Below are 12147 nucleotides of genomic sequence, written 5' to 3' on the forward strand. Positions count from 1 at the left end.
ACGCCACGCGCCGATGCAGTGGTTTCCCTAAAAAGCCCAGCAGCGCGTCGTCACGCACTGATGGAACAAACGCCGCAGACGCCTGGCGCTTCGCGCCGATCACCTCTCGCCTTCGGTGTTGCCGCGCGCCCACGCAGTGCATGACCAGAGCCGTCGCAACGGCACGCCCGCACATCGCACGCCGGTGCGGTGTGCAGCAGCCACAGCGGCAACATCACCGATGCGTCCTGACCGCGTCAGCACACACATGCGCGCTGGAACGCCCCGCCACCATACAACCCCGTTGCCACGCCGATCCGGCGCATTGCCCGGACCGGCGAAGGCAACCCGCCGGACCAGCACGACTTAGCCGGCGACGATGTTCACGATCTTGCCCGGCACGATGATGATCTTGCGCACGCTCAGGCCTTCGAGGAACTTGGCGGCGTTCGGCTCGGCCTGCGCCAGCGCTTCGATCTGTTCGCGGGTCGCGTCGGCAGCGACGTCGATCGTGCCGCGCAATTTTCCGTTGATCTGCACTGCCAGCGTCAACGCATCGCGCACCAGCGCGCTGGCATCGGCCTGCGGGAAGGCCACGTTCTCCAGCAGCGTCTCGCCACGGCCCAGGACCTGCCACAACGCGTGGCTGGCGTGCGGGGTGATCGGATTGAGCAGCAGCACCATCGCTTCCAGCGCTTCCTGGCGCACCGCGCGGCCCTGTTCGCTGGCGTCGTCGAACTTGGCCAGCGCGTTGGACAGTTCCATCACTGCGGCAATGGCGGTGTTGAAGCTGTGGCGGCGGCCATAGTCGTCGCCGACCTTGCCGATGGTTTCGTGGGTCTTGCGGCGGATCGCCTTTTGTTCGGCACTCAATGCGGCGACATCCAGCGCGACCGCCGTGCCCTCGCCCACATGCTTGTGTACCTGCACCCACAGCCGGCGCATGAAGCGCGCCATGCCGTCCACGCCGGCCTCGTTCCACTCCAGCGACTGCTCCGGCGGCGCGGCGAACATCGAGAACAGCCGCACCGTATCGGCGCCGTACTTGGCCACCATCGATTGCGGGTCCACGCCGTTGTTCTTGGACTTGGACATCTTCTCGGTGCCGCCGATCTGCACCGGTTGGCCGTCGGCAATCAGCACCGCGCCGGTGACGCGACCACGCTCGTCGCGCTGGATCTCGACGTCGGCCGGGTTGATCCAGTCCTTGCCGCCATTGTCGGCATCGCGATAGAAGGTGTCGGCGATGACCATGCCCTGGGTGAGCAGATTGGTCACCGGCTCGTCGCTGTCCACCAGCCGCGCATCGCGCATGAGCTTGTGATAGAAGCGGAAGTACATCAGGTGCAGGATCGCGTGCTCGATACCGCCCACATACAGGTCGGCCGGCATCCAGTAATTGGCGCGGCGGTCGACCATGTCGCGTGCCTTCGGGCTGGTGTAGCGCGCCACATACCAGCTCGATTCCATGAAGGTGTCGAAGGTATCGGTTTCGCGCTCGGCCGGGCCGCCGCAGTCCGGGCAGGTGGTCTGGCGCCAGGTCGGATCGGTCTTGATCGGCGAACCGGTTCCGGAGAATTCCACGTTCTCCGGCAGTACCACCGGCAACTGGTCTTCCGGTACCGGCACTGCGCCGCACTTGGCGCAATAGATCACCGGAATCGGGCAGCCCCAGTAACGCTGGCGGCTCACGCCCCAGTCGCGCAGGCGGTAATTGACCCGGCGCTGGCCCTGGCCCTTGCGCTCGAAGCGCTCGGCCAGTGCTTCGAAGGCGCCGCCGAAATCCAGGCCATCGAACTCGGCCGAATTGATCAGCTCCAGCTCGCGGCTCTTGTCGGTATACCAATCGCGCCAGTGGGTGGCATCCCAGGTCTGCTCTTCTTCGTTGCGCGGCTCGCGCAGCTTGACCACCTGCACGATCGGCAGGCCGTACTTGTTGGCGAATTCGAAATCGCGCTGGTCGTGGCCGGGAACGGCCATCACCGCGCCGGTGCCGTAGCCCATCAGCACGAAGTTGGCCACCCACACCGGCACCTGCTCGCCGCTGATCGGGTGGACCGCGGTCAGGCCGGTGGCCATGCCGCGTTTTTCCTGGGTTTCCAGCTCGGCTTCTGACACGCCGCCGTGCTTGAGCGTTTCCAGCAGCGCGGCCAGTTCCGGGTTGGATTTGGCCGCGTGCAACGCCAGCGGATGCTCGGCGGCGATCGACACGAAGGTCACGCCCATCAACGTGTCCGGGCGGGTGGTGAACACACGCAACGGGTCCAGTGTGGCGCCATCGGGGTCGCGCACGTCGAACTGGATTTCCAGCCCTTCCGAGCGGCCGATCCAGTTGCGCTGCATCGTCTTGACCGAATCCGGCCAGCCGTCCAGCTGGTCCAGGCCGTCGAGCAGTTCCTGGGCATAATCGGTGATGCGCAGGAACCACTGCGGGATCTCGCGCTTTTCCACCACCGCGCCGGAGCGCCAGCCGCGGCCGTCGATGACCTGCTCGTTGGCCAGCACGGTCTGGTCGATCGGGTCCCAGTTCACCACCGCATTGCGGCGGTACGCCAGGCCCTTGCGCATCAACCGGGTGAACATGCGCTGCTCGTGCACGTAATAGTCCGGCGTACAGGTGGCGAACTCGCGCGACCAGTCGATGGCGTAGCCCAGCGATTTCAGCTGCGCGCGCATGTGCTCGATGTTGGCGTAGGTCCACTTGGCCGGCGCGGTCTTGTTCTTGATGGCAGCGTTTTCCGCCGGCAGCCCGAACGCGTCCCAGCCCATCGGCTGCAGCACGTTGTGGCCGGTCATGCGCTTGTAGCGGCTGACCACGTCGGAGATGGTGTAGTTGCGCACATGGCCCATGTGCAGCGCACCGGACGGGTACGGCAGCATCGACAGGCAATAGAACTTGGGTTTCTCCGAGTTCTCGTCGACCTGGAAGGCGCGGGTGGCATCCCAGAACTGCTGGGCGGAGGTTTCGACCTGCTGCGGGTCGTAGACGTTCGGTTCGACGGTGGACATTGGGAGCGGATGCTCGGGCGGTGCAAAGCGGTACAGGGTACCGCAGTGCAGCAGGTGGACCAAACCGTTACCGCAGCGTGGCCGGCTTCTGCGGCCAGCTCCAGCCCGCCACTGCCAGCCAGCCGACCCAGGCCAGGAACGCCAGCCGTTGCGCAATGGCCTGGCGAACCAGGCCCGGCGGGCCGAATGCCAGCACCGACACCAACAGTCCTGCCGCCAGGCTCAACCAGGCCAGCCTGCGGGTCGTGGCATCGTTGAGCAGCGCGGCGGCAATCAACAACATACCGGGCACGAACGCCACGGCCCACAACAACCAGGCGGTGGCGTGGGCCTGGCTGGCGCGGCCATCCAGATCGGCGGGGTCCAGCGGCAACATGCCCATGCCCAGAAAGGCCAGGCCGGCCAGCACGATCAACTGCCCGCCCACGCGCAGACTCCAGCTCGCCTTGGGCGGCATGCGCGCCAGCAGGCTGACCCCGGTGGCCATGCCCAGCGCGCCCACCAGCACGAAGGCGACCAGATTGAAGCCCAGCGCATGCGGCACCCCCTGCGCGCCCAGCAGCGCCACCGGATGGCTGGCCTGCAGATAGCCCGGCAGCGTGACGCCGAAACCGGCCAGCGCCAGCACGAAAACCGTTGCGGCGATCAGGCCCATGTAGCGCTGTGCGCGCTCGGTGGTTGCCATTGGCTTACTCCAACTCGGGGCGCGAAGCGCCACCAGAACGCGGCATTGTCGTGCCGGTCGGGCGCGGCGTGAACCCCTGACGCTGCCACGGCCATGCGGAAGGCGCCTGACCCGGGCACGTGCGCGGGTCATCGCGGCTAGGCTTGTGTCAGCCGCGTTTGCCACCATTACCTCCCACTGTTGCCGCACTTAACTTCTGGAAGCCCATGTCCGACAAGCCGCATGTATTCGATGCCACCACCGACACCTTCGAGACCGAGGTCCTGCAGAAATCGTTGACGACACCGGTCCTGGTGGACTTCTGGGCCACCTGGTGCGGCCCCTGCAAGTCGCTGACGCCGATCCTGGAAAAGCTGGCCGGCGAGTACAACGGTGCGTTCGAGCTGGGCAAGGTCGATGTGGACAAGGAACAGCAGATCGCTGCGGCGTTCCAGATCCGCTCGGTGCCGACGGTATTCCTGGTCAAGGGCGGCGAGATCGTCGACGGCTTCCCCGGCGCGATGCCGGAAGGCCAGGTGCGCGAATTCCTGAGCCAGCACGGCGTGCTGCCGGCCGAACCGCAGGTGGCCGAAGAAGACGTGCCGCTGGCGCCGCTCGACCCGCAGGCGCAGGCCGCGGCGCTGCGTGAGGCGATCGCTGCCGAGCCGGACAAGGACGAACTCAAGCTGGACCTGGCGCTGGCGCTGCTCAAGACCGGCGACACTGCCGAGGCCGAGCGGTTGATCGACGCCCTGCCCGCCAACCTGGCCACCGACGACCGCGCGGTGCGCGCCAAGGCGCGGCTGAGCTTTGCCAGTGTCCTCAAGGACGCCGCGGACGCCGGCACCTTGCAGTCCGCCGTGGATGCCAACAGCGCCGACCTGCGCGCGCGTCACCTGCTCGGCGTGCGCCATCTGCTCGACGGCAACGACGAAGCGGCGCTGGAGCAGTTCCTGGAAATGCTGCGGCAGGACCGCACGTTCGACGACAACCTGCCGCGCCGTAGCCTGATCGATGCGTTTCGTGTGATCGAGGACGAAGATCTGGTCGGCCGCTATCGTCGCAAGATGTCGGCGCTGGTGTTCTGACAGCCGATGGCGCTTCGGCGCCACACGGACACGTAGGAGCGGACCCGGCCGCGACCAGGGGGTACTCGCCAGTCCCCGATAAGGTATTCCCGGGAGCGCGCCGTCGCGGCCAGGTCCGCTCCTACGAAGGCTGCACCACCACGGTGGGCTCTTGCCCGGTGTGCACAAAGCGGCAATGCACACCATGCGACTGCGAACCGGAGATGACACACCGTCTGGACCGGGCTTGCAGTACGAACACGACCGCCTCGATGTCGGCATGCGGCAAAGCCTCCATACGCATGCGAATGTTATGCTGAGCACTTCCCTCGCCAAGGAAACAGGCCCGCATGCGCGCATCGCTATTCAAGTTAGGCATCAATCTATGGCCGCCGTTTTTATTCGCCGGCATCCACGTCACCGTGCTCTCGGCCGACTACCGTTTTGCGCGGGTGGAGCTGCGCCAGCGCCCGTGGAATCGCAACTATGTCGGCACCCATTTCGGCGGCAGCCTGTTTGCGATGACCGACCCGTTCTGGATGCTGCTGACCATGCACAACCTGGGCCGCGATTATTATGTGTGGGACAAGGCCGGCAGCATCGAATTCGTCAAGCCCGGGCGCGGCACGGTAACGGCGGATTTCGTTATCGACGACAGCGTGCTGGCGCAATTGCGCCAGGCCACTGCAAACGGCGAGAAACATCTGCGCTGGTTCGAGAACGACGTACATAACCGGGACGGCGAGGTGGTGGCACGCGTGCGCAAGCAGCTCTACGTCAAACGCAAGCCGGCACGTTGAGGATGACGGCAGTGATCGCTGCCACGCCAGCTGATCCGACGCTACATGCTTTCGCTCGACCCGCCGCCTTTCGCTCGACCCGCCGCTCACGCAACGGATGATGCCGGAGCGAGACACCTGCACGCCCTCATGACCAAGTGCTAATGCCGCAGCAGCAACGCGCAGAACCTTTGCGATGTGAGCAGCGATAGTCGCTCCCCCGCAGCCGCAAGCGTGCTGGCCCATTGCTGCACTTGTCGCGCAACGCACATCGGTTTCGTATCAGGCCGTAGGCGGCATTCACGTGGAACCCGTTGCGCAGAGACAAGCCTGCGTGCCGGCATGCAGATAACGACGAGCTGACGCAGGCGCTACGGGCCTCAGTCCAAGCTGCAACTCATAGCGCTTGCGTTTGGTGATGGCCCTGGCCAGGCCCGCGTCTGGGCGGCGCTCAAGGTCTACCCTGTTGCCACTGCTGCAGCCCCTCCTTCTGACGCAAAGCCGCGCCAAGCGCGTTCAATTGCGCAGACGATTCTGCGATTACCGCGCGGCCTTCGCCTTCAACCGCGACGGGGAGATCGGCCAGCCGGCCAAGCGCATCGTCGATGGTCGCAATCGAGACTGCTTGCGCAGCCACCTGGCCTCTCAGCTGCTGCAACGCATCGCGCAATCGGCCGACGTCGGGGCTGAGCGGCACAGGCACGCCCATGCCCTCTTCCATGGCGCGCGCCAGCTCGCCCTGGGCCTGCGGCCAAAGCAAGCCAAGCGCCGTGTCCAAGGGCCCGGCGAGCTTCTGCAAAGGCGCGTGAGATCGTTCTGTCCTGCTCGGCCGCCGCAATGGCGCGCTCCTGATCCAACTTGCCTGTTTACTCAAGTCAGCTATCAAGGCTGTAGTGGCCGCAGATTTTTTCCGCACCTCAGGCCATACCACTCTCGAATGACCGGCGCTTCGCACGCAGTTCGGTGCGGCCATCCCGAAGCCCAGCGCCATGGCATGCATCCGCGACGACCTGCTCGCCATGGACGCGCATCTTGGATATTGCCGACGAGACAGGGACGGGCCGATCGCCGAATTCCAGTGCATTAAAAACCGCCCTTCTATCACGCACCAAACATTGATTGCGTACCAAGCGCCGTTGCGGAACCTGATTTGGTTCGCGTACGGCGATAGAAAATCTGCTGTACAGACAGGTGGCATGCGCGTCTGGTAGTTCAATTTTCGCGCAGTGCATTCACCACTTCGCTTCCATCAATACCGGCAGGCTCCGGATTGCACCAGGAACTTCGCCAAGGGAGGGAGGTTCCACGGCATCTGCGATGCAATCCATGCGATGCGCACCAATCGTCTGGTACGCAAGCAATCTATCTGCCGTATACACGTCAGGAGATATATCCAATGAAGTCATCTGCATCCGTCGATCCGGCCAGCCGCAGTGCGAGGACGCACTCGCAAGAGATTCAGGAAACAGAGCTCGCCGTTCTCTCCACCTCTGCGGGGGTTACCCACCAATCCTCGCCTGATCCCGCACTCAGCCCACTTGGGCGCGCGCCCGTCAGGCGCAGTAGCGGAACCACGTTAGAGGCGCTGCTAGCCAGGCCCGAGCAAGACGCACAGGCCCTCGCTCCGCAACCAGTCACCTCATCGACTGCAACCAGGGCGACGCTGGCACGGCTTCGTCAGCAGTTGGCCTCGGACAATGCACGCGCAATCGCACCGGACTTGGCGGCCGATCTGATCAGCAGGCTCAGGCCGATGAAATCGCCCGGCGCCACGGGTGCGCAGGCACGCGCGGCCACGCATGCGGACCTGGTCAGCCGCATCAGCGAACACGATGTGATCGATTGGTACAAGGCGCAGGGGCTGAACGAAAACGACGTGGCCACGCTGCGACGCACCGCGCTGCTCTCCGGCCTGCCCAACCCGAGCGGCAGCTTCCTCACCAATGCCATGCAGTACATCGTCTCGCCGTGGATCAACTATGCGACACGCCAACCGTGGGCCGGTGCTGGGTTCGGCCTGGCGACCATGCTGGTCGCCGCACCTGTGAATGCCGGCCAACAATCGGCGGTTGTCAGCCTATGCGAGTCGATTCGCGAACACGGCGCTCACGTCATCGTGCCGGACAAGAAGCAGATCAATGACAAGCACTGGCTCCCCGAACTGGCAAGCGCCCTCGAGGAAAAGATCGAAACGTTCGCCAACGCCTGCGACAGGTTTCGCGAGATTCAGCGTGACCCAAATTCCCCAAGTGACGCACGTGCGGCGGCAGCCGACGCCTTGCTGGCAGCAGAGAAGGACCTGCACCAGGCCCAGCATGATTTCGTCATGACCCAGGGCGCGCACGATCGCCAGTGGCAGGGCAACCGCTGGCAGGCCATTCCCCGCATCTTGCGTTCGCCGGTGGCCAGCACGCTGGGCCTGCTCAGCAAGACAGGCGCGATGCGTGCGCTGTCGCCGACGGCGCAGACAGTTGGTGCGATGTTGATGACCGCTGCGCAACATGTGGCCGCCGGCTTCGACGAGCAGGCCAAGCAGGAAGCCAACAACAAGCTCAACCTCCTGTACGCCGATGTACTGACCGCCGCAGGCAAGCAGAAGCTGACCAGCGGCGCGGCGGTCAGCGCAGAAGACATCAAGGCCGACAAACTACGCAGCCTGATCCAGTCGCCCACCCAAGCCCTGGTCAAGCGCGTCACCGCCGGGGTCGCCGAGCTGGAGAAGCTGCTGGCGGATGCGGTGACAGCAGAGGATGCGCAGCACGGCGCAATCACGGCAGACGACCGCGACATCGAAGCCGGCGACGCCAGCAAGGCAATGCAGGACCTGCGCTTGCTGCGCAACGACCTTGAGGCTTTGCGTGAGGGCAGGCTCGACGAAATCGACCCGAACGGCACCGCATCCAAGCTGCTTGTCGGTGCCGAAAAATCCGTGCTGTCGCAGCAGCTGTTCAACGATATCGCCAAGAAATACAACTATCTTGAGTTCACCGCGCAAACCGCACAGCGCATCGGCCAGATGTTCCATCTGGTCTTTTTGGGCAGCGCCGCATCCTCGGTGATCAGCAAACTCGTTTCGGCCGCCCAGGGCGGGACCCGCAATGTTCCGGTCGGGGAAAGCCTGGCGGTCTCGGCGATATCCGGGGGCATGGCCGCCGTTGGCGCCCTGAACCAGCACACCGCCATCACCATCAAGAACTACCGTCGCGAGGGAAGCACCGACATCGGGCTGCGGGAGCAGGTCAGCCGCGGAATCATGGGCGCCATGCATGAAACGCTCTCCCAGCGCCGTGCGACCAAGGCCAGCAAGGCAATCAACGCCTTGTTGGATGGCAATGATGTTGAAGCGCTGCTAGCAGCGGCAAGAGCGTTGCCTGCGCAGGAGGCAAGCACCTCTTCCAGCCAGCCACAGGATTTACCATCGACATCCAGGGCGGCACCGCCGCGCCGGGAGCATGTTTCGGCCCCGAGTAGCCCGAACCGATCGAGGCTGGGGCAGACGAGCAACGAGATAACGCGGTCCAAGAGTGCTCGGGACTTGGGGATGGAACTCCACCAGTTCGCCCGCATGGCCGGCAAACACGCCAAGGACTTGATGTGAGGTGATCATCCGGCATGTTGCGAAGGCTTTGCCTCTCTGCAACATGCCGGATGACGTGCCCCGAGCGCTGGACGAAGCCATCGATCGGCAAAGCGCAAGCCACACGCACTGCCGACACGCAGACAGCGTGGTCCCGATGCGGACTCTGTTCGATAGATGCCGCGATTGTGGAGCCGCCCGACTATTCATCGCAGCGCAGGTGCACACCTTACTGCAGTGTGCGAAGGCCGTTCGACTGCCGGCTTCATCACGCCTCGCAGTCGACGGATGCAAACGCCAGTTCACAGCGGTCGGAGTGTCGCTCACGCTGTTTCGCTCGCCGGAACGATTCCGGAAACGTGCGAAGCCAGCCGCCGCACCGGACTCGGCCTTATCCGTTGTCGTTGTCGATGTCGATGTCGATGTCGATGTCGATGAGTGTGCTGCTCTCTTGGCAGCCGCGCTGGAGGGCGGACGCCGAAGCGGACTCAGTGCCGGATCAGAGGCAGCGTCAGGCGGACGATGGATGCCGCTGCATCGTTCGCCTCGACGGTGAACGATGCGATATCGCCCCGATCTGGGGTCGGATCGCCTCCGGTCTGCCAAGGCATCGATCATTCGGCGCTCGTGCGGCTGGCGACCGTTGCCTGGGCGCGCCGACACCGCGTGCAGGTCAGGCGGTTGTGAGCGACATGTGTGCAAAGCGCACCGCAAGTGGGCGACGCTCACGGGCCGCTCGCTGGGGCATGCGGAGTCTGGGGTCTCCCAACCCACATGGAATGCTTTCATGAAAACGATCAACGTCATCACTCTGGTGCTTCTTATCGTCGGTGGCCTGAACTGGGGGCTGGTCGGCCTGTTCCAGTTCGATCTTGTCGCCGCACTATTCGGCGGGCAGGACGCGCTGCTGTCGCGCGTGGTCTACACACTGGTCGGCATCTCTGCGCTGTGGCAGCTGGTACCGTTGTTTCGCAACAACCATGACACTGCCGAGCATCACACCAGCCCGCACGTGCGCAACAATCCGTAACCTCCTGCCTGCGGCAGGTCTTCGCATCTCGGGATGACGCCGGCGCACTGCGTCGGCGTCATGCCATGCGATGCATGCTTTGCGTCCGGGCGCGTGGTCGGCAAGAATCGCAGGCACCTCCCTGCTGGCTGCCTTCATGCCCCTGCGCACCGTTGCTTCTGCCTGCCTGCTCGCCCTGCTGTTACCCGCAGCCGCCAACGCGGCTTACCGTAGCCCGCAACAGATTCTCGACAGCTCGCCGGCCAGTGCGTGGCGCGTGCTCGATCCGGACCGCACCCTGTACCTGGAACTGGATGCCGGGCGGGTCATCATCGAGCTGGCGCCGCAATTCGCGCCAGAGCACGTCGCCAACATCGGTACGCTGGCGCATGAGCGCTTCTGGGACGGGCTGAGCATCTATCGCTCGCAGGACAATTTCGTGGTGCAGTTCGGCGACCCGGATGGCGAGACGCCAGCCAAAGCCAAATCGCTCGGCTCGGCCAAGACGCATCTGCCGGCCGAATTCGAACGCGCATCGCAGGGCCTGGATTTCCAGCGCTTGCCCGATAGCGATGGCTGGGCGCCGCAGGTGGGCTTTGTCGACGGCTTCCCGGTCGGCCGCGACACGACCACCGGCAAGACCTGGCTGGCGCATTGCTACGGCACCCTGGGCGCGGGCCGCAACAACGACGAAGACAGCAGCATCGGCGCCGAACTGTATGTGGTCACGGGGCAATCGCCGCGCCAGTTGGATCGCAACATCACCGTGGTCGGGCGTGTGGTCAAAGGCATGGAATTGCTCAGCGTCACGCCACGCGGTCCCGACCCGATGGGCTTTTACGAAGACCCCGCGCAACGCGCACCGATCCGCGCAATTCGGCTGGCCAGCGAAGTGCCTGCGCCCGAGCGCACACCGCTGCAATTGCTGCGTACCGACAGCCAGACCTTCCGCGATGTGGTCGAAGCGCGCCGCAACCGCAAGGACGATTTCTACAAGCGCCCGGCCGGGCACATCGACCTGTGCAATGTGCCGTTGCCGGTGCGGGTGCCGCCTACTGGTTGAATCGGGAATCGGGAATCGGCAAAGCAGAACCGGTTTCGGACATCTGCGGAACGACGAGCGCGCTCAGTCAGCGGGCGCGCTGGCTGAAGGCGACGCTGCCGAGGATCAGCACCGCAGCGACCAGCATGGTCCAGGTGAGCGGTTCGCCCAGCAGCGACCATGCCAGCAGCGCGCCGAACACCGGCACCAGATAGGTCACCGTGGACGCACGCGCCGGGCCGATGCGCTGGATCAGCCGGTAATACATCAAGAACGCCAGCCCGGTGCACACCACGCCCAATGCGATGGCGCAGGCCCACGCCGCCGCCGGCACCGGCGTGGTCGGCCATTGCCACCAGGCCAATGGCGCCAGCAATAGCGCACTGCAGCCCAAGGTCGACGCCGCCGACGCAGCAGGCGGCAAATCGCCCATATGGCGCTTCACCAGGTTGTAGCCGATGCCATACAGCAGCGAAGCAGTCGCGCCAGCCAGCGCTGCCGGCCCGACGCTCAAACCGGCGGATTTGCCGGTGGCCAGCACCAGTACGCCGATGAACCCCACCAGCAAGGCCAGCGCGCGACGCGTGCCGATCCGTTCGCCGAAAAACAGGAAGGCGATCAGCGCGGTAAACAACACCGTCATCGCATTGCAGATCGCCCCGACTGCGGCCGGTGCGTGTTGCGCGCCCCAGGCGAACAGCAGGAACGGCAATGCCGAGTTGAGCACACCGATGGCCGCCAGCATCGGCCAGCGATGCAGCGGAAAACGTTCGCGCGCCAGCCACAGGAACGGCAGCAGCACCAATGCACCCAGCGCCAGGCGAATTTCCACCAGCACCACGGTGCCGAACTTGGGCGCGGCCACGCGCATGAACAAAAACGAGCAGCCCCACACGACTCCCAGAAAACCAAGCTCAAGCGGCGTACGCCATTGGCGTACCGCAAGCTCGGGCTGCACCGACGATTGGGCGCTCATGACCGTGCTCCCGAACCCCGCCATGCGGGGATGAAACGGCGGAAG

Annotated in this window: 9 protein-coding genes and 1 pseudogene; 5 read left to right on the forward strand and 5 right to left on the reverse strand. The window is 64.8% G+C overall.

Annotated features, from left to right (window positions below; translation table 11 throughout):
- Positions 1 to 345: 345 nt before the first annotated feature.
- Entirely contained in the window at positions 346 to 2988 is a 2643-nt protein-coding gene (leuS, locus tag F7R02_RS01155; RefSeq protein WP_078591173.1) for a leucine--tRNA ligase, read from the reverse strand.
- Positions 2989 to 3055: 67 nt separating this feature from the next.
- Positions 3056 to 3673, reverse strand: a complete 618-nt coding sequence (locus F7R02_RS01160; protein WP_005912928.1) for a DUF998 domain-containing protein — start codon at positions 3671 to 3673, stop codon at positions 3056 to 3058.
- Between the two features lie 206 nt (positions 3674 to 3879).
- On the opposite strand from F7R02_RS01160, the gene trxA reads away from it, so the two are divergent.
- Positions 3880 to 4740 carry a thioredoxin gene (gene trxA, locus F7R02_RS01165; protein ID WP_078591172.1) on the forward strand — a complete coding sequence of 287 codons (861 nt, stop codon included), beginning with the start codon at positions 3880 to 3882 and terminating at the stop codon, positions 4738 to 4740.
- 329 nt (positions 4741 to 5069) lie between these two features.
- Entirely contained in the window at positions 5070 to 5519 is a 450-nt protein-coding gene (locus F7R02_RS01170) for a DUF4442 domain-containing protein (protein ID WP_003487622.1), read from the forward strand.
- Positions 5520 to 5949: 430 nt separating this feature from the next.
- On the opposite strand, the gene F7R02_RS01175 is transcribed toward F7R02_RS01170, so the two are convergent.
- Positions 5950 to 6297: a hypothetical protein gene (locus F7R02_RS01175; protein WP_015463410.1), complete on the reverse strand. Its 348-nt coding sequence runs from the start codon at positions 6295 to 6297 to the stop codon at positions 5950 to 5952.
- Positions 6298 to 6894: 597 nt separating this feature from the next.
- Between F7R02_RS01175 and xopN the strand changes: the two genes are divergently transcribed.
- Positions 6895 to 9096, forward strand: a complete 2202-nt coding sequence (gene xopN, locus F7R02_RS01180) for a type III secretion system effector XopN (protein WP_078591171.1) — start codon at positions 6895 to 6897, stop codon at positions 9094 to 9096.
- Between the two features lie 91 nt (positions 9097 to 9187).
- Here the strand turns inward: xopN and F7R02_RS01185 are convergent.
- Positions 9188 to 9366 (reverse strand): annotated as a pseudogene (locus F7R02_RS01185) (DUF1328 domain-containing protein); the annotation flags it as partial.
- 496 nt (positions 9367 to 9862) lie between these two features.
- Here F7R02_RS01185 and F7R02_RS01190 point away from each other — a divergent pair.
- Together F7R02_RS01190 and F7R02_RS01195 are read left to right on the forward strand one after the other, a co-directional pair.
- Complete coding sequence (locus tag F7R02_RS01190; RefSeq protein WP_003487614.1) at positions 9863 to 10105, forward strand: DUF378 domain-containing protein; 243 nt, start codon at positions 9863 to 9865, stop codon at positions 10103 to 10105.
- 70 nt (positions 10106 to 10175) lie between these two features.
- The gene (locus tag F7R02_RS01195) at positions 10176 to 11147 is read left to right on the forward strand and encodes a peptidylprolyl isomerase (protein ID WP_005933175.1); all 972 of its coding nucleotides are present in this window, start codon (positions 10176 to 10178) and stop codon (positions 11145 to 11147) included.
- Between the two features lie 67 nt (positions 11148 to 11214).
- Here the strand turns inward: F7R02_RS01195 and F7R02_RS01200 are convergent, their stop codons facing one another.
- On the reverse strand, positions 11215 to 12102 hold the full coding sequence (locus F7R02_RS01200) for a DMT family transporter (protein WP_005933172.1): 888 nt from the start codon (positions 12100 to 12102) through the stop codon (positions 11215 to 11217).
- Between the last annotated feature and the right edge of the window lie 45 nt (positions 12103 to 12147).

The sequence above is a fragment of the Xanthomonas cissicola genome (assembly GCF_008801575.1).
GTDB classification, from domain to species: domain Bacteria; phylum Pseudomonadota; class Gammaproteobacteria; order Xanthomonadales; family Xanthomonadaceae; genus Xanthomonas; species Xanthomonas cissicola.

What these genes read in the sequence shown, in the direction of transcription:
- leuS (WP_078591173.1), bottom strand. Translation starts at nt 2,988, where the DNA reads ATGTCCACCGTCGAACCGAACGTCTACGACCCGCAGCAGGTCGAAACC.
- F7R02_RS01160 (WP_005912928.1), bottom strand. Translation starts at nt 3,673, where the DNA reads ATGGCAACCACCGAGCGCGCACAGCGCTACATGGGCCTGATCGCCGCA.
- trxA (WP_078591172.1), top strand. Translation starts at nt 3,880, where the DNA reads ATGTCCGACAAGCCGCATGTATTCGATGCCACCACCGACACCTTCGAG.
- F7R02_RS01170 (WP_003487622.1), top strand. Translation starts at nt 5,070, where the DNA reads ATGCGCGCATCGCTATTCAAGTTAGGCATCAATCTATGGCCGCCGTTT.
- xopN (WP_078591171.1), top strand. Translation starts at nt 6,895, where the DNA reads ATGAAGTCATCTGCATCCGTCGATCCGGCCAGCCGCAGTGCGAGGACG.
- F7R02_RS01190 (WP_003487614.1), top strand. Translation starts at nt 9,863, where the DNA reads ATGAAAACGATCAACGTCATCACTCTGGTGCTTCTTATCGTCGGTGGC.
- F7R02_RS01195 (WP_005933175.1), top strand. Translation starts at nt 10,176, where the DNA reads ATGCATGCTTTGCGTCCGGGCGCGTGGTCGGCAAGAATCGCAGGCACC.
- F7R02_RS01200 (WP_005933172.1), bottom strand. Translation starts at nt 12,102, where the DNA reads ATGAGCGCCCAATCGTCGGTGCAGCCCGAGCTTGCGGTACGCCAATGG.